A 24,876-nucleotide genomic window follows, 5' to 3' on the forward strand; every position below is an offset into this window, starting at 1 on the left:
TGACGAGATGAACTGGATCAGCGCCCTGGCCGAGTTGCAGCGTAGCGGCGAACCTTGCGTCCTGGTGACCATCATCGAGGAGCGCGGCTCGACCCCGCGCAACGCCGGCTCGAAGATGGTGGTCAGCGCCGAGCGGCTCTACGACACCATCGGCGGCGGCCACCTGGAATACAGGGCCCAGGCCATTGCCCGGGAAATGCTCGCCGCGCGGACCCAGGACACCCGTCTGGAGCGCTTCAGCCTGGGCGCCAGTCTCGGCCAATGCTGCGGCGGCGCCACGGTGCTGCTGTTCGAGCCGATGGGCCAGCCGCAGGCACACATCGCCGTGTTCGGCGCGGGCCACGTCGGTCGCGCCCTGGTACCCTTGCTCGCCAGCCTGCCCTGCCGGGTGCGCTGGATCGATTCGCGGGAACACGAATTTCCCGCGCTCCTGCCCGACGGCGTGGAGAAAGTGGTGAACGACGAAGTGCTCGACGAGGTCGAGCGGATGCCGCCCGGCAGCCACTTCATCGTCATGACCCACAACCACCCGCTGGACCTGGAGCTTACCGCAGCGATCCTGGCGCGCAACGACTTCGCCTACTTCGGCCTGATCGGCTCGAAGACCAAGCGCGTCAAGTTCGAGCACCGCCTGCGCGAACGTGGCGTCGACGCCGAACGCCTGCAACGGATGCGCTGCCCGATGGGCCTGGATCAGGTGAAAGGCAAGCTGCCGGCGGAGATCGCCATCTCCATCGCCGGCGAGGTGATCGCCACCTACAACGCCGCCTTCGGCCTGGAACGCAAGCAGGGGCCGTCGAGCGTCACCCGGCTGACCCCGGAGTCGCGCCGCGCCCACGAATCCTGAGCGCCCCCCCGCTCCCCCGCGTCCGCCGCCAGGCGGCGGACCTCCCACGAACCTTTTTTCGAGACTGCCATGACCCGCAACGCCAAAGCCTACCGCGCCGCCATCCTGCACAGCATCGCCGATCCCGCGGAGGTCGGCGTCGAACGCTCCTACGAATACTTCGAGGACGGCCTGTTGCTGGTGGAGGACGGCAAGGTCGCTCGCCTCGGTGACGCCGAAACCCTGCTCGGCGAGATCGGCGAGGTCGAGGTCTTCGAGTACCGCGACGCGCTGATCACCCCCGGCTTCATCGATACCCACATCCATTTCCCGCAGACCGGGATGATCGCCTCCTACGGCGAACAACTGCTGGACTGGCTGAACACCTATACCTTCCCCACCGAGCGCCAATTCGGTGACCAGGCCCATGCCGACCAGGTCGCCGAGATCTTCCTGCAGGAACTGCTGCGCAACGGCACCACCACCGCGCTGGTCTTCGGCAGCGTGCACCGGCAATCGGTGGAATCGCTGTTCGAGGCCGCCCGGCGCCTGGACCTGCGCCTGATCGCCGGCAAGGTGATGATGGACCGCAACGCGCCGGACTACCTGACCGACACCGCCGAGAGCAGCTACCGCGACAGCAAGGCGCTGATCGAGCGCTGGCACGGCCAGGGCCGTCTGCTCTACGCAGTGACCCCGCGCTTCGCCCCGACCAGCACTGCGGAACAGCTGGACATGGCGGCGCGGCTGCTGCGCGAGCATCCCGGCGTATACCTGCACACCCACCTGTCGGAGAACCTCAAGGAAATCGAGTGGGTGAAGGAGCTGTTCCCCGAGCGCAGCGGCTACCTGGACGTCTACGACCACCACGGCCTGCTCGGGCCGCGCTCGGTGTTCGCCCATGGCGTGCACCTGTGCGACGGCGAATGCCAGCGCCTGGCGGAGACTGGCTCGGCAGTGGCGTTCTGCCCGACCTCCAACCTGTTCCTCGGCAGCGGTCTGTTCGACCTGCCGAAGCTGGAGCGCTACAAGGTCAAGGTCGGCCTCGGCACCGATGTCGGCGCCGGCACCAGCTTCTCCCAGCTGCAGTCCCTGAACGAGGCGTACAAGGTCATGCAGTTGCAGGGCGCCCGCCTCGATCCGTTCAAGTCGCTCTACCTCGCCACCCTCGGCGGCGCCCGCGCGCTGGAGCTGGACGACCGGATCGGCAGCTTCGCCACCGGCAACGAGGCGGACTTCGTGGTCCTCGACTACCACGCCACCCCGCTGCTCTCCTACCGCCTGAGCCAGGCCGGCAGCCTGGCCGAACGGCTGTTCGCGCTGACCATCCTCGGCGACGACCGCACGGTGAAGGAAACCTTCGCCGCCGGTCGCTCGGTGCATCGCCGCGACTGACACGCTCATGAAAAAAGCCCCGAAGGTGTCCGAACTCTAGCTGGGGGGAGCCACACTTCTGCACTGCTGAGTTTCGCGTGGCTGAGTCACCTGTATCGGTGGGCTGGAGCGGTCCTTAATAGGCCGCTGCTGGCCGGAGGCAGCCTCCCGGCCACCCTCACTCCCCCACCCGCCCCTCGACCCTCCTCAAGCGCGCCATGCTGTACACGTCCACGAAGCGCCCATCCCGCACCGCATAGTCGCGCATCTCTCCTTCGGTCTCGAAGCCGAACTTGCGATACAGCGCCAGCGCCGGGGCGTTGTCGGTGTAGACGGTGAGTTCGACGCGGCGCAGGTTCATCCAGTTGTCGGCGATGTCCAGCAGTTCGCCGAGCAGGCGGCTGCCGACGCCCTTGCCCTGCCAGGCGACGGCGACGCCCATGCCGATGCTGCCGCTGTGGCTGCGGCGGATGCGCGGGTGCTGTTCGAGGCTGGCGCTGCCGATGACGTCGCCCTGGTGCAGGGCGACGAGGATCAGCAGGCGGTCGTCGTCCGCGCTGTCGTGCAGGCGCTTGCGGCGCTGCTCCACCGACTGGTAGGGCATCTGCAGGACCTGGCGGGCCACGGCGGGGTCGTTGTACAGGGCGGTGAGGCCTTCCACGTGGCGTTCGCTGTAGCGTTCGAGGCGGATCGTCGGCGATTCGGCGGTCATTGCGGTCATCCCTGGGCTGTCTGGCCACCCAGCATAAGCGTCTGCGCCGGGCTCGACCAGCCGGTCGGAGATCGCGCTTTCCCTGCCGCGCGGCTCTGGCTAAGCTCGACCTTCGAACAACGAAAGGACGCCAGCATGGTCCAGAGCGCCCCAGCCAGCGAAATCGCCGCCCTCATCCTGCGCGGTTTCGACGATTACCGAGAGCAGTTCCGCGAGATCACCGACGGCGCCCGTGCCCGCTTCGAGCAGGCGCAGTGGCAGGAAGCGCAGCGCGCCTCGGCGCAGCGGATCAACCTCTACGAGGAAAAGGTCGCCGAGACGGTGGCCGGGCTGCGCGCGGGGCTGGCCGACAGCGAGCTGCTGGACGTGGAGCGCTGGCCGATCATCAAAAGCGCCTACATCGCGCAGATCGACCTGCGGCTGGACGACGAGCTGGCCGAGACCTGGTTCAACTCGATCTTCTGCGGGCTGTTCAGCCACGACAACATCAGCGACGGCACGATGTTCGTGCACACCACCCGGCCCTCGCTGCGCGCCCACGCCCGCGCGCCCTACACCCGCACCTACCGGCCAGGCGGCGACCTGCGCCAGGCGCTGGAGAAGATCTTCGACGACTACCGCTTCGACGTGCCCTACGACGACCGCGAGCGCGACCTCGAACGGATCGACGCACTGCTGCACAGCAACCTGCCGGACTGGGTGTGCAAGGACCCGGACCTGGCCATCGAGCTGATCGGCTCGGTGTTCTATCGCAACAAGGGCGCCTACCTGGTGGGCCGCCTGTTCACCCCGGACGAGCAGTGGCCGCTGGTGTTCCCGCTGCTGCACCGCGAGGGCCACGGCATCCAGTTCGACACGGTGATCACCGACGAGGCGGAAGTCTCGATCATCTTCTCCTTCACCCGCTCCTACTTCATGGTCGACGTGCCGGTGCCGGCCGAGCTGGTGGCCTTCCTCAAGCGCCTGCTGCCGGGCAAGCACCTGGCCGAGCTGTACACCTCGATCGGCTTCTACAAGCAGGGCAAGAGTGAGTTCTACCGCGCCCTGATCAACCACCTGGCGACCACCGACGACCGCTTCGTCATGGCCCCCGGCGTGCGCGGCATGGTGATGAGCGTGTTCACCCTGCCCGGCTTCAACACGGTGTTCAAGATCATCAAGGACCGCTTCAACCCGTCGAAGAGCGTCGACCACGCCACGGTGATCCAGAAGTATCAGTTGGTGAAGAACCACGACCGGGTCGGACGCCTGGCCGACACCCAGCAGTTCGCCGACTTCCGCTTCCCGGTGAGCAAGTTCGAGCCGGAGTGCCTGGCAGAACTGCTGGAAGTGGCGCCGTCGACGGTGGTGATGGAAGGCGACGTGGTGCTGATCCGCCACTGCTGGACGGAGCGGCGCATGACCCCGCTGAACATCTACCTGGAGAACGCCAGCGAGGCGCAGACCCGCGAGGCGCTGAACGACTACGGGCTGGCGATCAAGCAACTGGCGGCAGCGAACATCTTCCCCGGCGACATGCTGCTGAAGAACTTCGGCGTGACTCGCCATGGCCGGGTGGTGTTCTACGACTACGACGAGATCTGCTACCTCACCGAGGTGAACTTCCGCTACATCCCCGAGCCGCGCTTCCCCGAGGACGAGATGTCGTCCGAGCCCTGGTATTCGGTGGGGCCCAACGACGTGTTCCCGGAAGAATTCCCGCGCTTCCTGTTCGTCGACCTCAACCAGCGCCGGCTATTCGCCAAGCTGCACGGCAACCTCTACGACGCCAAATACTGGCAGGGCCTGCAGGAGCAGATCCGCGAGGGCAAGGTGATCGACGTGTTTCCCTATCGGCGGCAGGAGACGCCTGAGCAGTTGCTCGGGTAGGTGCAGAGGCAGGAATCGAACCAGTCGCACGCTCCTAGACCAACTGCGCCCCCAGCGCCCGCACCACCCGCTGCAACTCCGCCTGTCCACCGGTGGCGACGCGCAGGCCGGTGATCTCGCGGCGCGGCGGGTAGTGTTTGCGCAGGGCGTCGAAGGCGGCGCGGCGGGTGGCGCTGTCGCCGGTCAGGCTGCGGCGGAAGGCGGCGTCGTCGCTGCGCGGGTCGTATACCGCGCGGCACAGAGTGGCCAGCGCCCAGGCCGGGTCGCAGCCGGGGTTGAGTTGCAGGCCGGCGAGCCAGGTTTCCGGCAGCACATCTTGCAGGCTCACACGTTCGGCGATGCCGCGCCAGGCGCAGTAGGCCTGGTAGATCTGCGCGGTGCCGCGCAGCTTGCCTTCCAGGCTGTAGCCGGCGATGTGCGGCGTGGCGATCAGGCAGCGCGCGGCCAGCTCGGGGTCGGCCTGCGGTTCGCCTTCCCAGACGTCCAGCGCCACTTCCAGGTCGGCGCCGCCTTCGAGCAGGCGGCGCAGGGCCTGGTTGTCGACCACCGCGCCACGGCTGGCGTTGACCAGCCAGGTGCCGGGACGCAGGGCGGCCAGGCGGGTCTCATCCAGCAGGTGACGGGTCGGGTATTCGCCGTCGCGGTTCAGCGGAGTGTGCAGGCTGATCACGTCGGCCTCGGCCAGCAGCCGTTCCAGCGAGACGAACTCGCCGTCCGGCTCGCGTGCCTGGCGCGGCGGATCGCAGACCAGCACTTTCCAGCCCAGCCCGCGCAGCACCTCCACCAGCCGCCCGCCGACCTGCCCGGCGCCGACCACGCCATAGGTGCGTTCAGCCAGGTCGGCGCCGCGCTTCTCGGCCATCGCCAACAGGCAGCCGAGCACGTAGTCCACCACCCCGCGGGCGTTGCAGCCGGGCGCGCTGGACCAGGCGATGCCGGCCTCGGCGAAGTAGTCGAGGTCGAGATGGTCGGTGCCGATGGTGCAGGTGCCGACGAAGCGCACCGGCGAGCCGGCCAGCGCGGCGCGGCTGACCTCGGTGACCGAGCGCACCAGCAGCACGTCGACCTCGGCCAGCGCCGCGCGGTCGATGGCGCGCCCGGGCAAGCGGCGAATGGAGCCCTGGTCGGCGAAGAAGGCGTCGACCACGGGAATGTTTTCATCGGCGAGAATACGCATGCAGACCTCCGCGAACGAGGCTGCACACTCTAGCAGGCCGAGGGCTCGCGGTGTTGCCGAACGGCTCGCGAGGCGGACCTGCCAGCGCCATGCGCAAGCCTCGACGATCGCGTTTCTCCCAACCACGACCGCGAACGATGGCCAGCTACAAGGAACAGAACCGCGAACGCCTCGTCCGCCTCCTCGACCAGGCGGCGTACGCCAGGGAGCCCGTTCATCGAGCCGGTAGCTCACTCCGCTCCGGCATGGCCGCCAGGCGCTGGCGCATTTCCTCGCTGGCGGCAGGCCCGGCCTGCACGGTGCATTGCTCCAGCGGTACCGTTCGGCCATCGGCGAGAGCCGCCATGAACGAGCGCACCGGCCGCCCGCTTGTTCGCTCGACGAGCTGCACGCTCTGCCCTTCCTCTGCGTAATGGCGATTGCCCCAGGCGACGAAAGCCATGAGCACGACGCGAAAATCCTCGCCCTTGGCCGTGGGCACGTACTGATAGCGCAGCGGACGCTGGCTGTAGGGCTGGCGTTCGAGCAGGCCCGCCTCCACCAGCGCGTTCAGGCGCCGGGTGAGCATGTTCGGCGCGATATCCAGGCTGCGGGAAAATTCGTCGAAGCGGCGCAGGCCCTGTAGCGCATCGCGCATGATCAGGATGCTCCACCATTCGCCGACCCGTTCCAGGCTGCGGGCTATGGGGCATTCGGCATCGGCGAAGGTCTTGCGTTGCATGGTTCTTCCTTGGCGAGGCTCACAAAGTGCTGGTCCGCATGTTACTTTCATGATGATAGTTACGTCCACTGACTGCTATTCCATCGGAACAGAAGGACTCGGACCCTCATGAGCAAACGTATCGTCGTCACCGGCATGGGCGCGGTCAGCCCGCTGGGCTGCGGAGTCGAACCCATATGGCAACGCCTGCTGGCCGGGCAATCGGGCATCGCCACGCTCCCAGCGGAGCTGATCGGCGACCTGCCCATCAGCATCGGCGGCCAGGTCCCCGACCGTGTCCAGGACCCGCAGGCCGGCTTCGATCCCGACCTGCTGCTGGCCGCCAAGGAACAACGCAAGATGGACCGCTTCATCCTCTTCGCCCTGGCCGCCGCGCAAGAGGCCCTGGCGCAGGCCGGCTGGGCGCCGCAGAGCGCCGAGGCGCAGGAGCGCACGGCGACCGTCATCGCCTCCGGGGTGGGCGGCTTCCATGCCATCGCCGAAGCGGTGCGGACCACCGACGGCAAGGGACCGCGGCGCCTGTCGCCCTTCACCATCCCGTCCTTTCTCTGCAACATGGCGGCCGCCCATGTGTCGATCCGCCATGGCTTCAAGGGACCGCTGGGCGCCCCGGTGACCGCCTGCGCGGCGGGCGTGCAAGCCATCGGCGACGCGGCGCGGATGATCCGCGCGGGAGAGGTCGACGTGGCGCTCTGCGGCGGCGCGGAAGCGACCATCCACCGGGTCAGCCTGGCCGGCTTCGCCGCCGCGCGCGCCCTGTCCAGCGATTTCAACGACAGCCCCGAACGCGCCTCGCGCCCCTTCGACCAGGCCCGCGACGGCTTCGTCATGGGCGAAGGCGCTGGCCTACTGGTCATCGAGGAACTGGAGCACGCCCTGGCGCGCGGCGCCAGGCCCATCGCCGAGCTGGTGGGCTACGGCACCAGCGCCGACGCCTACCACATGACCGCCGGGCCGGAAGATGGCAGCGGCGCCCGCCGGGCCATGCAGCAGGCGCTGCGCCAGGCCGGCGTGGAAGCGGCCGCGGTGCAGCACCTGAATGCCCACGCCACCTCCACCCAGGTAGGCGACAAGGGCGAACTGGCCGCCATCAAGGCCGTGTTCGGCACCGGCAGCGGGCTCGCCATCAGCGCGACCAAATCCGCCACCGGCCACCTTCTGGGCGCCGCCGGCGGCATCGAGGCGATCTTCACGGTCCTGGCACTGCGCGACCAGCTCGCCCCCGCCACGCTCAACCTGGAAACGCCCGACACCGACGCCGAGGGCCTCGACCTGGTTCGCGGCGAAGCCCGGCGCTGGCCGATGGAACACGCGCTGTCCAATGGCTTCGGCTTCGGCGGGGTGAATGCCAGCCTGTTGTTCCGGCGTTGGGTGTAGGGTGGGCGACCCCTCTGCCAGTCGTTCCTGAGCACGCTGGCGGAGGGGAAGCCACTCATGTCGCATTGCCCCAGAGCGTGTGGGTTTTCCTATGCTGTAACTGCGTCGTGATGGTCTAGGCGCGATCTGGATTCGTGGGGCAATTGCTTGTGGAGTGGGCGTTCAATGACCGCTTTCGGCCAAGAGCGGACTTACCCTTTCGTTTAGATTGATCTGCCCAGCAGGGAGTCAGTAAGGAAATGGAATGATCGAAGGCCGCTGAACTGATCTTGCTTACTCAATCATGATGGACATCGCCCTTGGACTTTATGTCAGTGCAAGCGGTGTAGTGCAGCGTGCTCTCGTGGGGAGCGTGACGAGCCAGCATTAGCTGTCCTCCACGAGAAGCGGCTAGGGCTCGGAAGCTGCCGTTCGACCAAAGAAGACGAACTACCTAACAGAGTTTGCACCATGAGTTGCCCTCGGCAATGATCGGCAGGCTCTCGGGTCGAATAGCCGACCCAGATGTTTACCAGACTTAAGAGAGACGATACGGTAAACTCTCATGGGCGGGTGTAAGTCTGGTCTTTCCGTTAGTGCTGGCGGAACCCTTTCGGGCTCTATCGTGAGATGATGTCATGCCTTTGGTAGCTGATTATTATCGCGCTAGCGCTGTGAAATTCTCACTTTTTGAATACTTATGTTCTGCCTAGAAAAAACATTAAAAAATGGAAGCGTCCAATGATCTCGTTAAGACCTATGCGAGAAAGCGAATTCTCAGGTTATCTCGATTATTTTGTCCCTGCCTATGCATCTGAGATTTCATCCAGTCATAGGCTTTCGTACAGTGAATCTCTTGTGCAAGCCAAATTGGAAATAGCAGATGATTTACCTGACGGTATCAATACGGCTGGACAATCTTTGCTGTGCCTGTACGATCCGGCAGATGGCCCCGAAGAAGTCATAGGATATCTGTGGTACGAAGAGGATCTGTCCCTGCACTTGGCATTTATAAATGATTTCCACATTCTTCCCGTCCACCAGGGAAAAGGTCTCGCCAAGCAGGCCTTGGAGTCTTTGGAGCGGGAGCTTAAACTTCGAGGATTTCAACAGATAAAATTACGAGTAGCTGGCGACAACGAACGAGCCAAACATGTTTATGAAGGTAGTGGCTTTTGTGTGACCGGTATCAATATGAGCAAGCCGCTCGTTTAGTAATGAGGTTGCTACCGTTCGCGTACTGGCGTTTGATTACAATGAGTTCGAGGTAACGATGCGAAATTGCCCATCAGAGTAAGCGCTATTGCCGGCACTTTGGCAGATATCTGAGCGTGCGGTGGAGCATACCACGCTTCGCTGCACTGCTCTGCGATAGCTCTATGAGTCGCGGTAGGGTTTTGTGTAGACATGGATTTTTAGTTTTGGGTTGAACGTGTCCTTGGCTTGGCTTCACAAAACTCCTTGTGGCCTTTTCTGTCAGCGGCTGACGGCAGCCAGGGGGCGAAAGCAGCCGGTAATGAGCGATAGCTACCGGCCACAAGCGGGCAGTAGCCTCTGAGTGTTGAAAAGCGCTAACTTTCTACGCTCCCAACGAAACAGCGATATCTATCATTGCCAAGGGTAGATACACCAGTGTCAGTGGCGCGTAAAAGCGGCGAGAGCGAGAGAAGAACGCTGCCAGCGATACTGTGAACATGACCAAATCCAACGCACCCCATAGCTGGAATGGTGAGGCGTTGAAGAACAGGATATTGGTCGTACTTCCTAATCCTAGATAAATGCAGATCGCCAATAGGGCAAAGCGTCCATCTTGTTCAAAGTAGACCTGAAGGCCATCGGCCTCGTCTTCGCTGCGACTTGGCAATATCAACGCCGCCGCACTAAACAGCGATAGTGACAGGCAGACCAAAAGCAGGAACTCGATGAACGAAAAGGCATTCTTTAAGGTGGGGAGGTCGTTTAGGGCCCACCAGAACTGCAGTTGGAACAGGAAAAGCACGAGTGCCCAAGCAAGTGCGACCCAGTCTGGCTGTGCCGTGCGGCGAATCCTGAAAACGGTCATGGCGCCCAACAGAACCCTGGTGATGGACAAGCCCAGAATCATCGAAAGCACGGTCGCCAGAATATGGAAGTTTTCCACGACTGCCCCCTTGCTTGGACTTCGCTCTCGCCTGCCGCGTGCTTCACACCGCAGCCTGCCAAATCCCGACTGATGACATTAGTAATAGACTACGCAACGCCACAGGTAAGATTCAGCCCAAATCGAGCGGCTGCTTCTGGCCGGAAGCTGACACTAGTGGCGGGCAGCTACGGCCAATAACGGACTGTCGGCATCGCCATCACTAGTTACTGAAGATCAGCACAAAGCAACTACCTGATACAGCATTGCAATCACTTGGCCGCAAGCGCCTCGGGCACCTTCCAGCCACCGCCCAACGCTTTGAATGCCGCAACGCCAGTGCGGGCCGACTCGGTTTGCGCCTGGGCTCGGGCATCGGCGGCGCGCAGCAGGTTGTCGTCGGCCTGCAGCACTTCGATCAAGCTGACGACGCCCTGCTGGTAGGCCTCGAACGATGCCTGCCGCGCGCGGCTGAGCGAATCCACGCCCTGCTCAAGCACGTTGGCCTGCTGCTCACGCTTGACCAGTGCCGAGAAGGCGTTTTCCACGTCCTCGGTGGCGCGCAGCACGGCGAGGCGGTAAGCCGCCAGTTGCTCGGCTTCCTGCCCTTTGGCCAGGTCGATCTGGGCATCGATGCGGCCGAAGTCAAACAGGCGCCAACGCAGCCCCAGCACACCAATCGATCAAATCGCCCATGGAACTCACAGGCCGCTGCTCGACAGCCTCCTGCCCCAGGAAGCGCTCGGACAGGGAAATCTCGGGACGCTGGTAATCGGGGCCAACCGCGCAGCCTCCCACCAGGTCGGTACTGATCAGTACAACGAGGAGTCGCTTCGACAGCATGGATGTTCTTCCAGGGCAAGGGAGGAGATTGCAGAAATTGTGACCATAATACTTTTTGGTCACTAATTGTCTATCACCCTGCCGCTCTGTAGGCTATCCCCCATGAACAAGACCCCCTCCCCCAAAGTTGCAGCACGTGGTCCGGTGGATCACGAGGTGCGTGATCAGATCGTGGCAGCGGCGACCGAGCACTTCCGCCTGTATGGCTACGAGAAGACCACGGTTTCCGACCTGGCCAAGGCCATCGGTTTTTCCAAGGCCTATATCTACAAGTTCTTCGAGTCCAAGCAGGCCATCGGCGAGATGATCTGCTCGAGCTGCCTACAGCAGATACAGACCGAGGTGAATGCTGCCATCCATGAGGTGGACAGCCCGCCGGAGAAGCTGAGGCGCATGCTCAAGGTGCTGATGGAAGCCTGCCTGCGGCTGTTCTTCCAGGATCGAAAACTCTACGAAATCGCCGCCTCCGCCGCCTCCGGGCGCTGGCCGGCAACCCTGCTCTACGAAGGCTTCATCGAGCAGACCCTTCGCGAGATCCTGCAGCAGGGCCGGCAGAGCGGCGACTTCGAGCGCAAGACGCCTCTGGATGAAACCACCCGCGCGATCCACCTGATCATGCGCCCCTATTTCAACCCGCTGCTGCTCCAGTACGGGCTCGAAACCACCGATGAAGCGCCGGCCCTGCTGTCCAGCCTGGTGTTGCGCAGTCTGTCACCCTGATTAGTGACTATTGACTAAATTGGTCACAAGAATCAAAGTGAGGCTCCCTACGACTTCGCAACGGGTTCCTCATGCGCCGGCGCAACCTCCTTCTGTCCCCCCTGGTCGGTGTAATTCCGTTCGTGCTGCTCGCCTGTAGCGACCAGACGCCCCCCGATCCCCGCACTGACGCGCCACTGGTTCGCATCACCACCATCCAGTCGGCAACCGCTACATCGCGCGCCTTCACCGGCATCGTCGCGGCCAGGGTGCAGAGCGACCTGGGTTTCCGCGTGTCCGGCAAGGTGTTGCAGCGCCTGGTCGATACCGGCCAGACCGTCAAGCGTGGCCAGGTGCTTTTGCGCCTCGATCCTATCGACCTGCAACTCGCCGCCCATGCCCAGCGCGAGGCGGTGACCGCAGCGCGGGCACGGGCTCAGCAGGCCAGCGATGACGAAGCTCGTTACCGCGCCCTGCGCGGCACTGGCGCGGTATCGGCATCTGCCTACGACCAATACAAGGCAGCGGCGGATGCGGCTCGCGCGCAACTCAGTGCAGCCGAGGCCCAAGCCAAGGTTGCCGGTAACGCCACCCGCTACGCCGAGCTGCTCGCCGATGCCGACGGTATCGTCATGGAGACACTGGCCGAGCCAGGCCAGGTGGTCAGCGCCGGCCAGGCCGTGGTACGGCTTGCACATGCCGGCCCACGCGAAGCCCTGGTGCAACTGCCGGAAACCCTGCGTCCAGCAGTCGGTTCCAGCGCTGAGGCCAAGCTCTTCGGCAGGCAAGACGTCAGCGTCGCCACCCGACTGCGCCAGCTGTCGGATGTCGCCGACCGCCAGACCCGCACTTTCGAGGCGCGTTACGTGCTCGAAGGCGAGCTGTCCGACGCGCCGCTGGGCACCACCATCACCGTGCAAATCAGCGATCCGCAAACTGCTTCACCAAGCACAGTGCAGGTGCCCATCGCCGCGCTGTACGACGCAGGCAACGGGCCTGGCATCTGGATGATTCGCGGAGAGCCCGCAGAGGTGGCGTGGACGCCCGTAAACGTTCAGTCGCTGGATGATGAGAGCGCTCGCATCAGCGGCGCGATCAAGCCGGGCGACCAGATCGTCGCCCTGGGCGCGCACCTGCTGCGCGACGGCCAGGCCGTTCGCCTGGCCGAGCCGGCCACCGTGGCGGCAGCCGAGGAAGGCCAGCCATGAGCGAAGGTCGTTTCAACCTCTCCGCACTCGCCGTGCGCGAGCGCTCCGTCACCCTGTTCCTGGTCTGCCTGATCTCCCTGGCGGGTCTCGTCGCCTTCTTCAAGCTGGGGCGTGCCGAAGACCCGGCCTTCACCATCAAGGTCATGACCATCGTCACCGCCTGGCCGGGCGCCACCGCCCAGGAAATGCAGGATCAGGTCGCCGAGAAGATCGAGAAGCGCCTGCAGGAACTGCGCTGGTACGACCGCAGCGAAACCTATACACGCCCGGGGCTGGCCTTCACCACCCTGTCGCTGCTCGACACCACCCCACCCTCGGAGGTGCTCGAGGAGTTCTACCAGGCGCGCAAGAAGATCAGCGACGAGGCCAAGACGCTGCCTACCGGGGTGATCGGCCCGCTGGTCAACGATGAGTATTCGGACGTCACCTTCGCCCTGTTCGCGCTCAAAGCCAGGGGCGAGCCGCAACGCCACCTGGTGCGCGACGCCGAGACCCTGCGTCAGCGCCTGCTGCATGTACCGGGCGTGAAGAAGGTCAACATCATCGGCGAACAGGCCGAGCGCATCTTCGTCGAGTTCTCCCACGAGCGCCTGGCCACCCTGGGCATCGGTCCCCAGGACGTGTTCGCCGCGCTCAACGGGCAGAACGCCCTGACCCCGGCCGGCTCCGTGGAAACCCGTGGCCCCGACGTGTTCCTGCGTCTGGACGGTGCCTTCGATGAGCTAGAGAAGATTCGTGACACTCCGATCATCGCCCAAGGCCGCACCTTGAAGCTTTCCGATGTTGCCACGGTCAAGCGCGGCTACGAAGACCCGGCCACCTTTCTGATTCGCAACGGCGGCGAACCGGCCCTGTTGCTCGGCATCATCATGCGTGAAGGCTGGAACGGGCTCGACCTGGGCAAGGCCTTGAACGATGAAGTGCAGCAGATCAACGCTGAGCTGCCGCTGGGCATGAGCCTGAGCAAGGTCACCGACCAGGCCGTCAACATCAGCGCGTCCGTCGACGAGTTCATGATCAAGTTCTTCGTCGCGCTGCTGGTGGTGATGCTGGTGTGCTTCGTCAGCATGGGCTGGCGCGTCGGCGTGGTAGTCGCGGTGGCAGTGCCGCTGACTCTGGCGATGGTCTTCGTGGTGATGGCCGCCACTGGCAAGAACTTCGACCGCATAACCCTGGGCTCGCTGATCCTCGCCCTTGGCCTGCTGGTAGACGACGCCATCATCGCCATCGAGATGATGGTGGTGAAGATGGAGGAAGGCTACGACCGTGTGCGGGCCTCCGCCTATGCCTGGAGCCACACAGCGGCGCCGATGCTCTCCGGCACCCTGGTTACCGCCGTCGGCTTCATGCCCAACGGCTTCGCCCGCTCCACGGCCGGCGAATACACCAGCAACATGTTCTGGATCGTCGGCATCGCGCTGATCGCTTCCTGGCTGGTCGCGGTGATCTTCACGCCGTACTTCGGCGTCAAGCTGCTGCCCGAGATCAAGAAGGTCGAGGGCGGTCACGACGCCATCTACGACACTCCGCGCTACAACCACTTTCGTCGGATTCTGGGTAAGGTGATCGCCCACAAGTGGCTGGTCGCAGGTTCAGTGATAGGGCTGTTCGTGACGGCCGTGCTCGGCATGGCGCTGGTCAAGAAACAGTTCTTCCCCATCTCCGACCGCCCCGAAGTCATGGTCGAGGTACAGATGCCTTATGGCACCTCGATCCTCCAGACCAGCGCAGCTGCGGAAAAAGTCGAAGCCTGGCTGGCCCAGCAGGCAGAGGCGAAGATCGTCACGGCGTACCTCGGCCAGGGCGCACCGCGCTTCTTCATGGCCATGAGCCCGGAACTGCCGGATCCGTCGTTCGCCAAGATCGTCGTACGCACCGACAACCCGGATGAGCGCGAGGCACTCAAGCACAGGCTGCGCAAGGCGATTGCCGAGGGTCTGGCCAGCGAGGCGCAGGTGCGCGTCAGTCAATTGGTGTTCGGCCCCTACTCGCCCTACCCGGTGGCCTACCGGATTAGCGGCCCGGATCCGCAACGCCTGCGCGAGATCGCCAGCGAGGTGCGCCAAGTGATGGATGCCAGCCCGCTGATGCGGACGGTCAATACCGACTGGGGCACCCGCGCTCCCACGCTGCACTTCAATCTGCAGCAAGATCGCCTGCAAGCGGTGGGGCTAACCTCCAGTGCCGTTGCGCAGCAGCTGCAGTTTTTGCTCAGCGGCGTGCCCGTCACCGCCGTACGCGAAGACATCCGCACGGTGCAGGTCATGGCCCGTGCCGCTGGCGATATTCGCCTCGACCCGGCACGGGTGATGGATTTCACCCTGGCCGGCGCCAATGGTCAGCGCATCCCGCTGTCGCAGATTGGCGAAGTGGAGGTACGCATGGAAGAGCCGATCATGCGCTGGCGCGACCGGGTGCCGACTATCACAGTGCGTGGCGATATCGCCGAAGGCTTGCAACCGCCAGACGTGTCGACCGCCATCAGCCAGCAGTTGCAACCCATCATCGACAGGCTGCCGAGCGGCTATCGCATCGAGCAAGCGGGCTCCATCGAGGAATCGGGCAAAGCCAGCAAGGCCATGCTGCCGCTGTTCCCGATCATGCTGGCCGTCACGTTGATCATCATCATCCTGCAGGTGCGCTCGATCGCCGCGATGATCATGGTCTTTCTCACCAGCCCGCTGGGGCTGATCGGCGTAGTGCCGACGCTGATCCTGTTCCAGCAGCCGTTCGGCATCAACGCGCTGGTCGGGCTGATCGCGCTGTCCGGCATCCTCATGCGTAACACGCTGATCCTGATCGGGCAGATTCGCCAGAACGAAGCGGCGGGTCTCGATCCGTTCCGCGCCGTGGTCGAAGCCACCGTGCAACGCGCTCGGCCGGTGATCCTCACCGCGCTGGCGGCGATCCTGGCGTTCATCCCACTTACGCATTCCGTGTTCTGGGGCACCCTCGCCTACACCCTGATCGGCGGCACCTTCGCCGGCACCGTGCTGACCCTGGTGTTCCTGCCGGCCATGTACGCCATCTGGTTCGGCATCCGCCCCATCCCCCACGAGCCACTCGCGCAGGCACAACCTGCATGAACAGCCCTTCCCTGATCGAGAGTAACTGCCATGCCCAACTCCCCAGTGGTCGTCATAACCGGCGTGTCATCAGGCATCGGTCGCACGGCGGCCGAACAGTTCGCCGGACGCGGTTGCCGCGTGTTCGGCAGCGTGCGCAACCCGGCCACTGCGCAGGCCATCCCCGGTGTCGAGCTGATTCACCTGGATATTCGTGACGAAGCCTCGATTCGCCAGAGCATCGAACATGTGATTGCAGAAGCTGGGCGCATCGACGTACTGGTCAACAATGCTGGCACCACACTGCTCGGTGCGACAGAGGAAACCGCCATCGACGAGGCCCAGGCGCTGTTCGACACCAACGTCTTCGGCGTCCTGCGCGTTACCCAGGCGGTACTGCCGCAGATGCGCAAGCAAAGCGCAGGGCGCATCGTCAACGTCAGTTCGGTGCTCGGCTTCCTGCCAGCACCCTACATGGGCCTGTACTCGGCTTCCAAACATGCAGTGGAGGGTTTGTCCGAGACCCTGGATCACGAGGTGCGGCGCTTCGGCATTCGCGTCGCGTTGGTCGAGCCTTCGTTCACCAAGACCAGCCTGGACCTCAACGCGCCACAGGCCGCCCTGCGTATCGCTACCTACGACAGCGAGCGGGCAACCGTCTCCCAGGCCATCCAGATGAACGTGCAGAAGGCACCTTTGCCCGATGCGGTCGCCGCGACCATCGTCGAGGCCGCCCTGGGCGCGTGGAAAATGCGCCACACCCCCAAAGGCGAGGCCACCCTGCTCAGACGCCTGCGCCGCTTTATGCCGGCAGGCCCAGTCGACTCGGGCCTGCGCAAGACCTTCGGCCTCGGCTGATTCACCTCTTCACGTACGAGACCACACCATGCACAGAGAACACAGCACACGTATCGTCGTTACCGGCCTGGGCATCGTCAGCCCTCTATGCTGTGGCAGCGAGACGATATGGACGCGCCTGCAGGCCGGCCACTCGGGCCTAGACTGCAGCAGCCCCTCGGCAGTTAGCAAAGCGCGGCTAGCTGCAGCCGTCGAAATCTTCGCCCAAGTCTATGCATAGGCCATTTGGACGTGTCTAAGACATCGAAACTCTGAGTGCCCAAAGCGAAGACGAACTTCATTTTGTCGCTCTACTTGCGATGTCAGCTTAGATTCTGACATTGGTTGGAGCGTCCGATTACGGCCGTAGCTGCCCGCCACTAGTGTCAGCTTCCGGCCAGAAGCGACCCTTGGTTATCTACGAACTCAGGGCCCATTCAGTAGCCGTGGCAAGAAAGTCGGTGTTGGTTATCAGAAAATCCCGCAGGCGGCAGTTGCGGAATAGTCAGAGCCAGCGGCGAACCTCGGCCTTGTAGCGGCGGTAGTCGTCGCCGAACTTTGCTTCGAGATAGCGCTCCTCGCGGGCGATCACCTGCGTCTGGATCGCGACCAACACCAACGGAAGCAACGCGAAGGCGATCGGTCCGTCGAAGCCGACCGCAAGGCCTGCATAGATAAGCGCCATGCCGAGATACATGGGATTGCGCGTCCACCGATAGGGACCGGTCGTTGCGATGAGGGTCGTTGGTCGCGACGGCGGAATGTTGGTGCCCAGACGCCGGAACAGCCCCGCCGCCGCAAGCATCATTACCGCGCCGGCAGCGAACGGCAGCGCGCCCATTGCGATCAGCAACCACCAATCGATGCCGAAAGAGTGCAGGGCGACGAACCGCTCCGCCGCCAGCCCCAACAGCAGCGCTCCCAGATAGATGAAGGGCGGAGGGAAGCGCACCCCCGCGCTGTCCGGCTCGACGGCCATGTTCATCTCCTCTCTATGGGCTCAAGCCAGCATCGACTGCTGGGCGAAAATACCCGCCATCGCGCCCTGCGATGATGCCTGGGTGACCGAGGGCAATATGGGGGTGGTGAGATCGCCGGCGGCATAGATGCCAGGCGTGCTGGTTTGGCGGCGCTCGTCGACCTTGAGCACGACGCCGGTGGGCGTATCCATCGTGGCAAGGCCCAACGATTCATGCAGGTTTGCGGACGGCTTGTTGCGCGGATGAGCAAACAGGATGTCGACCGCGACAGTGGAGCCAGTGTCGAGATTGACGGTAGCGATATGCCCCTGGTGATGGGCGATCTCGACGATCCGTCCGTCGACGACAGGTATGTTGCGGTGCGCCAGATCGGCCTGGATATCAGGTGTAATGTCGTGACCATCGGCAAAGACAGTCAACCTGTCGGTCCAATCGAGGAACAGCCTGACCTGGTTGTGCGATTGCGGGCCGGACCACACGAGGCCCCAATGCTGGCCGGCGGCTTCAAAGCCGTCGCAATAGGGGCAGGGGACGATGGACGTGCCCCAACTCTCGGCAAAGCCTGGAACATCAGGCATCTGATCGGCAACGCCATAGCTCAGGATCACGCGGCGGGCCTTTAGGCTTTCGTGATCGTCAGTGACAACGCAGAAATCGTCTATTACGCCAGAAATCTTCTCTGCCCGGGCATTGACTAGCCTGACCGTTGGATAGCGCGTCAACTGCTGCCGCGCCGCGGCCAGGATGTCCAGCGGCGGCGTGTGATCGTGACCGAGCAGACCATGCGAATGGCCGGCAAAGCGGTTACGCGGCCGACCGGTATCGAGAACGATGACCTTGCGACGGGCACGGCCGAGCTGCAAAGCGGCGGCGAGACCTGCAAAACTTCCGCCGATGATGATGACGTCATTCATGGTGATGGGCTCCGCTGGAGGGCAGGTTGTAGCCAAGCCCTTGGATTGCTCATTTAAGACACTGAGTGGTATCCTAAATCTTAAATTAAGATACTGTAAAGTACCAATATCATGACCGAAACCATACAGGCACGGCGCGGTCGGCCCACCAACGAGGCGCTTGCCCAAACGATACTCGACGCCGCGAGCGAACTTTTTGTGGAATTGGGTTTTCAAGCGACGACGCTGGACAAGGTCGCCCAGCGGGCGAAGATATCCAAGCTCAGCATCTATAGGCGTTTCGAGAACAAGGAGGCGCTGTTCAGCGCAGCCATCGCGGCCGGCTGCCAGCAGTCGTTTGCACCACAGGCCCTGCTTGAAGGTGTCGAAGGTTCGGTCGAAGACCAACTTATGGCGGTGGGAACATCACTGCTGCGCACGCTATTGAGACCAGACGTCAGCAGTATCGAAGCCATGGTCATGGCCGATAAAACGAGTCAAAACGCCCTGAGCAAGCGCCACTACGAAGCCGGCGCCGCTCATGTCATCGCCGACATCGATGCCTTGTTGCGCCAACTTCACGCGAAGGCGCTTCTCAACGTGCCCGATCCCCTCCAAGCCGCCCGCTTGTTTGCCGCGCTCTTCAAAGGCTCCGATCTATTGATGATCGCCCGATTCGATCAGGCGAGAGCAGAGGACGAAATAGAATCCTATTGCCGGTCGGCCGTCGCCATGTTCATCGCCGCGCACGGTCGCAGCGACCACGCGGGTGGATAAGCATTTAATTGCTCCGGGGCAGCTCGGCCCAGGCTTGTGTTTGCGCTTTAGGGGCCGCAGCGGAATCACAGGCTGCGTCCGATAACTGTCGCAGTACTGGCGCAAGTGCTCAACATCGTAGCCTGAATCGACCATAGATTCGTCGACTCCTTCAAGCTGCTGTCTCTGGCCAGGAGCGGCTGCTATTGGCCGATTGCAGCCCCTGACGAGAGCCCCCAAGCCCCCTCGAAAGTTCCCCCTCCGGTTTCGGACGGCAGCTCTCTAGCCTATCCTCCCCCGCCACAACAACAGGAGGTTCCATGCCGGTTTCGTTACCCTTCGAGCAAGTCGATGTCTTCTCCGAACAGCCCTTCAAAGGCAACGCCGTTGCCGTGGTGATTGGCGCCGACCGCCTGAGCAGCCAGCAGATGCTCGAGTTCGCCGCCTGGACCCAGTTGAGCGAGACGACCTTCCTGCTGCGGCCGACCGTTGCCGAAGCCGACTATCGCGTGAGGATCTTCACCCCGTTGCGGGAGTTGCCCTTTGCCGGGCATCCGACGCTGGGGAGCTGCCAGGTCTGGCTGAACCAGGGGGGCGGCAATGCTGCTGACGAGATCGTCCAGGAGTGTCTGGCGGGCCTGATCCGCATCCGCCGCAAGGGCGCCTTGCTGTCGTTCGCGGCGCCTCCCCTGCTTCGTGGCGGAGCGGTCGAAGACGAGGTGTTGCGACGGATCGAGAGCGGGCTTGGCCTGTCCCCGGGGCAGGTACTCGGCAGCCAATGGGTGGACAACGGACCCGGCTGGGTCGCCGTTCGGCTGGCCACGCGTGACGAGGTCCTGGCCATTCGCCCGGACTACGCGAAGCTCGACGGGCTCAACGTGGGCGTGGTCGCGCCCTGGCAAGGTCCCCAGGCGGAGGCGGATGTGGAAGTGCGCGCCTTCATGGGCGAGGAACTCAATGAAGACCCCGTTACCGGCAGCCTCAACGCGAGCCTGGCGCAATGGCTGATCGGCACGGGAGTCATGCCCGGGCGCTACACGGCGAGCCAGGGCACGGCCTTGGGTCGCCGGGGGCGGATAAGCGTCGAGCAGATCGGCGGCGATATCTGGATCGGCGGTGAGGTGCAGCCGGGCATGTCGGGGCAGGTCGTGTTCTGAGCGGGACGGCGTACCCTGTCCTTCCCCATTACCTGACCGACCTGGATCGGCGTCCGGCATTGGACGGAAATGCCTGCCCATGACAACGGGGCCGCCTTCCCTCTGGAAGCACCCTCCTGCCCACCGGGCCCGCCCAGCCCCGGTGGCTCCGCCCTCCCCTCACCAGTTGTGCGTATAGCTCGCCGTCAGCACCGTGCCCGGCGCCGGCAGGTGGCTGGTGTTGTTGTTGTTGCGCAGCAACTGGCTGTAGAGCGGGTAGTAGTCGCGGTTGAACAGGTTCTGGATGCCCAGGCTCAACTGGTCGTCGGGGGTGATGCGGTACTGGCTGACCAGGTCGACCGTGGTGTAGGTGCTGACCTGGCGCCGGCCGAAGCTTTCCACGCCGTCGAGACGGTAGTCCTTGGAGTCGAAGAAGGTGGCCTGCAGGCGGTTGTTCCAGTCGGCATCCGGCTTGTATTGCAGGTAGGCGGTCAGCTTCAGCGGCGGCACGCGGTAGCCGGTCATGTCCTGCCAGTCCTTGCCGTCCGGCTTCTCGCGTCCGCGCATCCAGGTGGCGCTGCCGCCCGCGCCCCAGACTTCGTCGTCGCTGAGCCAGTCGGCGCTGGCCTCGACGCCGTAGATGCGCTCCTTGGTGCGGGTGAGGATCAGGCCGTTGTTGAAGCTCTGCACGTCGCCCAGCTTGGAGGTGGTGTAGAACAGCGCCAGGCTGCCCAGGGTGTTGCCGCCGATGGCGCCACGCCAGCCGAGTTCGTAGTTGTTGGTCTTCACCGGTTCGAGGTTCGAGGAGCCGATATCGAAGCCACGGCGGGCGTTGCGCAGCTGGATGCCGACGTCGGGCAACTGGAAGCCCTGGCTGAAGGAGGCATAGATTTCCTGGCCAGCCACCGGCGAATAGACGATGCCGAGGTTCGACAGCACCGCGTCGTAGTCGAGGTCGCCGCCCTTGACGGTCACCGGCGAGGCTGCCTTGGACTCGGAGAGCGGGATGAAGTCGTCGAATTCGGCGGTGGAGTATTCGTAGCGCAGGCCGCCGTCGATCGACCAGTGTTCGTCGAAGCGATGCTGCAACTGGGCGAACGCGCCGGCGCTGCGGGTGCGTAGCGGCGGCATGTAGGTGAGCTTGCCGATCTTGTCGAAGACCAGCCCGCCGCTGGCGTCGTAGGCCGCCGGGTCGAACACGTCGAGCGGCATGTCGCTGCGTTCCTGGTTGTAGTCGCCGCCCCAGACCAGTTCGGTATTGCCGCTTTCGCCCAGCGGCGTGCGCAGGGTCAGGCGGCTGCCGAACACTTCGCTGTTCTGCATGATCTGGTCGACGTTGCCGCCGCGGGTGGAAACGGCGCGGGCGTCGAACGGGGTGAAGCGGGTGAAGTAGTCGCGGTAGTAGAGCTGCGCGGAGAGCCGGCTGCCGAGGATGTCGAGGTTCTCGTACTCGAGGTTCGCCAGGGTGTTGCGGATGCGGTTCTGCTCGTCCAGCTCCAGGCCCTTGATCGCGTTGGCCGGGACCGAGCCCGCCGGCAGCCTGGCGACCCTCGGGTCGGTGGCGTAGTCGGTGTCCTGGCGGGCGTCGTAGTGGCTGAGGGCGAGCTGCACGCGCTGGTTCTCGTCGATGCGCAGGCCGAGCTTGCCGCCGATGTTGTAGACGTTCGAGTCGAACAGGTCGCCCTGGCTGGGTTCCGGGGCGATGCGGTCGCCATGGGCGTCGTAGGAAGCGCCGACGTGGCGGGTGCCGAAGTCGAACGAATAGTCGAGCGCCCCCAGGGAGCCGGCGAAGTATTGCTGGAACTGGCCGCCGAGGCCATCGCTGCCCAGCCGGGTCAGCGGCGAGGTGGCGCTGAGGCGGGTTTCCGCGCGGTTCTCGCCGCCGGCCGGACGGGTGGTGATGGAGATGATCCCGCCGGTGGCGCCGCTGCCGTAGATGGCGCTGCTGCCACGGATCACCTCGATCCGCTCGATCAGCGCCGGGTCGATGTTGGCCAGGTTGCGCGAGGAGTCGCGGTTGGTGTTCAGCGGCACGCCGTCGACCATCACCAGCATGCTGCGCCCGCGCAGGGTCTGGCCGTATTCGGTGATGGTGCGGCTGGAATCGGACATCCCCGGCACCGCCTTGGCCAGCACGGTGGCCAGGCTGTCGGAGCCCTGGCGCAGCTCCTCCAGTTGGGCATGCTCGATGACGGTGGACTGGCGCGTGGCGGAGACCAGGTCGCTGCTGGTGCGCGAGGCGGTGATTTCCATCTGCTCCATGTCCAGCGGTTCGCTGCGGGCATGCGTAGCGGGCACGGCGGCTTCGCTGGCCGGAACGACGATGAAGGTATGTTCGTCCCTGGCCTGCGCCTTCAGGCCGCTGTCCCTGAGCAACTGGCGCAATGCCTCTTCGGGGGTGAAACGCCCCTTCAGCGCGGGCGCCTGGCGGCCGGCGCCGAGATCGCCGGCGAAGAGGATCTGTACCGAGGATTGTTGCGCGAGGGCGTTGATCGCCTGGCCGAGCGGCGCGGCGGGCAGATCCACGTCGAGCTTTTCCTGGCCCTGGGCCGACACCGCCAGGAGCAGGCTGCTGGCGAGCAATGAAGGACGCAGGTGGCGACTGCGGAGGGAAAAATGCACGTCTCGATTTCCTATGCAGGTTGGCTTTTCCTGGATAGCCGCCACGGCGCGCGGGAAACCCTACCTGCGTCCGAGAATTATTTTCGCGTCGATTTGCGTTGGATCTCGACGCTGCCGTCCTCCTGCCGCGACACGGCCACGGGAAGGATGCTCGGCAGCAGGTCGAGCAGCCGGTCGGCGTTGTGCGCGGCGAAGACGCCGGTCAGCCGGAGGGAGGCCAGGCTGGGGTCGTCCAGGAGAATGGGCGCCTTGCGATAATGGCGCAGCAGCGCGACGGCTTCGCCCAGGGGCGTGCGCTCGAAGACCAGGCGGTCGTCTTTCCAGGCCATCGCCGTGGCGGCATCGACCTTGGCCAGCGGCATCAGTTGCCCGCCAATGGCATCGACCTGCTGGCCCGGCAGGAGCACGACTGGCGCTTGCGCCGTAGCCGAGGTGCCGACCTCCACCCGGCCACGCTCCAGGGTCACGCGGACATCGTCGTCCAGGCGGCGCACGTTGAACCGGGTGCCGAGCACGCGGATGTCGGTCGAACCCGCGGACACCACGAAGGGCCGATAGCGCGCCGGGGATACCTCGAAAAGCACCTGCCCCGCGCGCAACGCGACCCGGCGGCTGAGCGGGTGCCAACTGACCTCGATCTGGCTGCCGCTGTCGAGCAGGAGCTGGCTGCCGTCGGCCAGGGTCACGTCGCGCCGCTCACCGATGGCGGTGGCGAAGCGCTCGCGCTTGTAGGCCGGGTCCAGCCAGGCCAGGGCGCCGATGGCCAGCGCCAGCAATAGCGCGACGCCGGCCGCCTTGCTTGCCTTGCGCGATTTCGGCCGGGAGGGCGGCAGCGGGAACAGGTCCTTCAGCGCGTCGCGATGGCGCTCCAGGGCGTCGTCCAGCGGAACCTGCCCATTCCGTTTCGAGGGCTGGGTCATGGCCGTGCCTCGCCGCGGCCGAGCCGTTCCCGGCAGGCCGCCAGTCCGAGGCGCAGGTGCTTTTCCACGGTCTTGACGGAGATGCCGAGGCGGTCGGCGACTTGCGCCTGGGGAACTTCGTGGATCTTGTGCATGACGAAAACGGCCTGGCAGCGAGGAGGAAGCGTGGCGATGGCGTCGACCAGTGCCTGGAACTCGCGCTCGGCCTCATGGCGACCCATGGGCGTCGCCGCCATGCAGGCGACTTCCGGAAGCTCGGCGACGGCTTCCACCCAGGCGGTTCGACGACGGTCGCTACGATAGCGGCTCACGGCGGTGTCGTGGGAGATTTTCCGCAGCAGGGCCAGGGGCGTGTGCACGTCCTCCTTCTCGTCGCGTTCGAGCAACTGCACGCACACGTCGTGCACCACTTCGCGCGCCATGCCCCGGTCGCCGAAGCGCCGGCGAACATGGTCGACCAGTTCCTCGTAGTGACGAACCAGTGTGGACAACAGCGTCGGCTTGGCGGGATCGAACGGCACGATGCACCCAGGAAAGGAGCCTGGCTCCGAAGAATGGGGGTCGAGTGTAAATGAGAAACAGTCGCAGATGAAAGACCGGTCATCGTCAGGGATTGCCTGGGTTGGCGTGCGTAGCGGGCAGGTGGCTTTCGCCCGACCGCGCAACTGCCGAGCCAGGGCGGAGAGGGATCCCCTTTTCGCCCCGCTACTCAACCCCCCGGCCTTGCCGGGGGGCACCGCCTCCGTCGGTTATCGGTGTCTGC

20 protein-coding genes and 1 pseudogene are annotated in these 24,876 nt (G+C 64.4%); 11 read left to right on the top strand and 10 right to left on the bottom strand.

Features of this window, described 5'->3' with window-relative positions; genetic code table 11:
• Positions 1–7: 7 nt before the first annotated feature.
• Together xdhC and guaD are read left to right on the top strand one after the other, a co-directional pair.
• Positions 8–847, top strand: coding sequence for a xanthine dehydrogenase accessory protein XdhC (gene xdhC, locus HMPREF2914_RS01965; RefSeq protein ID WP_003087215.1), 840 nt, complete (start codon positions 8–10; stop codon positions 845–847).
• Positions 848–916: 69 nt separating this feature from the next.
• Positions 917–2,221, top strand: a complete 1,305-nt coding sequence (gene guaD / locus HMPREF2914_RS01970; protein ID WP_003083342.1) for a guanine deaminase — start codon at positions 917–919, stop codon at positions 2,219–2,221.
• A gap of 157 nt (positions 2,222–2,378) precedes the next feature.
• On the opposite strand, the gene HMPREF2914_RS01975 is transcribed toward guaD, so the two are convergent.
• Positions 2,379–2,912: a GNAT family N-acetyltransferase gene (locus tag HMPREF2914_RS01975; RefSeq protein ID WP_003082887.1), complete on the bottom strand. Its 534-nt coding sequence runs from the start codon at positions 2,910–2,912 to the stop codon at positions 2,379–2,381.
• A gap of 135 nt (positions 2,913–3,047) precedes the next feature.
• Here HMPREF2914_RS01975 and aceK point away from each other — a divergent pair, with 135 nt between their 5' ends.
• Complete coding sequence (aceK, locus tag HMPREF2914_RS01980; protein WP_003082886.1) at positions 3,048–4,781, top strand: bifunctional isocitrate dehydrogenase kinase/phosphatase; 1,734 nt, start codon at positions 3,048–3,050, stop codon at positions 4,779–4,781.
• 34 nt (positions 4,782–4,815) lie between these two features.
• On the opposite strand, the gene pdxB is transcribed toward aceK, so the two are convergent.
• Positions 4,816–5,958: a 4-phosphoerythronate dehydrogenase PdxB gene (gene pdxB / locus HMPREF2914_RS01985; protein WP_023092011.1), complete on the bottom strand. Its 1,143-nt coding sequence runs from the start codon at positions 5,956–5,958 to the stop codon at positions 4,816–4,818.
• A gap of 214 nt (positions 5,959–6,172) precedes the next feature.
• Positions 6,173–6,679, bottom strand: coding sequence for a winged helix-turn-helix transcriptional regulator (locus HMPREF2914_RS01990; protein ID WP_003086962.1), 507 nt, complete (start codon positions 6,677–6,679; stop codon positions 6,173–6,175).
• A gap of 108 nt (positions 6,680–6,787) precedes the next feature.
• On the opposite strand from HMPREF2914_RS01990, the gene fabF reads away from it, so the two are divergent.
• The gene (fabF, locus tag HMPREF2914_RS01995; RefSeq protein ID WP_003133331.1) at positions 6,788–8,056 is read left to right on the top strand and encodes a beta-ketoacyl-ACP synthase II; all 1,269 of its coding nucleotides are present in this window, start codon (positions 6,788–6,790) and stop codon (positions 8,054–8,056) included.
• Positions 8,057–8,776: 720 nt separating this feature from the next.
• Positions 8,777–9,250 (top strand): GNAT family N-acetyltransferase, encoded by a 474-nt coding sequence (locus tag HMPREF2914_RS31085; RefSeq protein ID WP_023657597.1) that lies wholly within the window; start codon positions 8,777–8,779, stop codon positions 9,248–9,250.
• A 364-nt stretch (positions 9,251–9,614) separates the two neighbouring features.
• Here HMPREF2914_RS31085 and HMPREF2914_RS02005 read toward each other — a convergent pair whose 3' ends face one another.
• Both HMPREF2914_RS02005 and HMPREF2914_RS02010 read right to left on the bottom strand, forming a co-directional pair.
• The gene (locus HMPREF2914_RS02005) at positions 9,615–10,175 is read right to left on the bottom strand and encodes a hypothetical protein (RefSeq protein WP_025991802.1); all 561 of its coding nucleotides are present in this window, start codon (positions 10,173–10,175) and stop codon (positions 9,615–9,617) included.
• Positions 10,176–10,426: 251 nt separating this feature from the next.
• Positions 10,427–10,837 (bottom strand): annotated as a pseudogene (locus HMPREF2914_RS02010) (TolC family protein); the annotation flags it as partial.
• 262 nt (positions 10,838–11,099) lie between these two features.
• Here HMPREF2914_RS02010 and HMPREF2914_RS02020 point away from each other — a divergent pair.
• The 4 genes from HMPREF2914_RS02020 (at position 11,100) to HMPREF2914_RS02035 (ending at position 16,827) form a co-directional block, all read left to right on the top strand.
• Positions 11,100–11,717 (top strand): TetR/AcrR family transcriptional regulator, encoded by a 618-nt coding sequence (locus tag HMPREF2914_RS02020; protein ID WP_003133334.1) that lies wholly within the window; start codon positions 11,100–11,102, stop codon positions 11,715–11,717.
• A gap of 71 nt (positions 11,718–11,788) precedes the next feature.
• Positions 11,789–12,904, top strand: a complete 1,116-nt coding sequence (locus HMPREF2914_RS02025) for an efflux RND transporter periplasmic adaptor subunit (protein ID WP_003162328.1) — start codon at positions 11,789–11,791, stop codon at positions 12,902–12,904.
• A complete protein-coding gene (locus HMPREF2914_RS02030) occupies positions 12,901–15,990 on the top strand; it encodes an efflux RND transporter permease subunit (RefSeq protein ID WP_003133339.1) in 3,090 nt (1,029 codons plus the stop codon). Before HMPREF2914_RS02025 ends, HMPREF2914_RS02030 begins: the two co-directional genes overlap by 4 nt.
• Positions 15,991–16,020: 30 nt before the next feature.
• Positions 16,021–16,827, top strand: a complete 807-nt coding sequence (locus HMPREF2914_RS02035; protein ID WP_003124979.1) for an oxidoreductase — start codon at positions 16,021–16,023, stop codon at positions 16,825–16,827.
• Positions 16,828–17,311: 484 nt separating this feature from the next.
• On the opposite strand, the gene HMPREF2914_RS02040 is transcribed toward HMPREF2914_RS02035, so the two are convergent.
• Together HMPREF2914_RS02040 and HMPREF2914_RS02045 are read right to left on the bottom strand one after the other, a co-directional pair.
• On the bottom strand, positions 17,312–17,785 hold the full coding sequence (locus HMPREF2914_RS02040; RefSeq protein ID WP_003086935.1) for a methyltransferase family protein: 474 nt from the start codon (positions 17,783–17,785) through the stop codon (positions 17,312–17,314).
• 21 nt (positions 17,786–17,806) lie between these two features.
• The gene (locus HMPREF2914_RS02045) at positions 17,807–18,700 is read right to left on the bottom strand and encodes an NAD(P)/FAD-dependent oxidoreductase (protein WP_003086934.1); all 894 of its coding nucleotides are present in this window, start codon (positions 18,698–18,700) and stop codon (positions 17,807–17,809) included.
• 111 nt (positions 18,701–18,811) lie between these two features.
• Here HMPREF2914_RS02045 and HMPREF2914_RS02050 point away from each other — a divergent pair, with 111 nt between their 5' ends.
• Both HMPREF2914_RS02050 and HMPREF2914_RS02055 read left to right on the top strand, forming a co-directional pair.
• Entirely contained in the window at positions 18,812–19,456 is a 645-nt protein-coding gene (locus HMPREF2914_RS02050) for a TetR/AcrR family transcriptional regulator (RefSeq protein ID WP_019485174.1), read from the top strand.
• Between the two features lie 299 nt (positions 19,457–19,755).
• On the top strand, positions 19,756–20,592 hold the full coding sequence (locus tag HMPREF2914_RS02055) for a PhzF family phenazine biosynthesis protein (RefSeq protein ID WP_003109588.1): 837 nt from the start codon (positions 19,756–19,758) through the stop codon (positions 20,590–20,592).
• 159 nt (positions 20,593–20,751) lie between these two features.
• On the opposite strand, the gene HMPREF2914_RS02060 is transcribed toward HMPREF2914_RS02055, so the two are convergent.
• The 3 genes from HMPREF2914_RS02060 to HMPREF2914_RS02070 all read right to left on the bottom strand — a co-directional run bounded on the left by HMPREF2914_RS02060 (position 20,752) and on the right by HMPREF2914_RS02070 (position 24,634).
• Positions 20,752–23,193 (bottom strand): TonB-dependent receptor, encoded by a 2,442-nt coding sequence (locus HMPREF2914_RS02060; protein ID WP_009314849.1) that lies wholly within the window; start codon positions 23,191–23,193, stop codon positions 20,752–20,754.
• A 77-nt stretch (positions 23,194–23,270) separates the two neighbouring features.
• Positions 23,271–24,113 carry a FecR family protein gene (locus HMPREF2914_RS02065; protein ID WP_003101998.1) on the bottom strand — a complete coding sequence of 281 codons (843 nt, stop codon included), beginning with the start codon at positions 24,111–24,113 and terminating at the stop codon, positions 23,271–23,273.
• A complete protein-coding gene (locus tag HMPREF2914_RS02070; RefSeq protein ID WP_003449595.1) occupies positions 24,110–24,634 on the bottom strand; it encodes an RNA polymerase sigma factor in 525 nt (174 codons plus the stop codon). The genes HMPREF2914_RS02065 and HMPREF2914_RS02070 overlap by 4 nt, the downstream gene beginning before the upstream one ends.
• Between the last annotated feature and the right edge of the window lie 242 nt (positions 24,635–24,876).

Source organism: Pseudomonas sp. HMSC067G02 (assembly GCF_001813485.1).
Classification (GTDB): Bacteria; Pseudomonadota; Gammaproteobacteria; order Pseudomonadales; family Pseudomonadaceae; genus Pseudomonas; species Pseudomonas aeruginosa.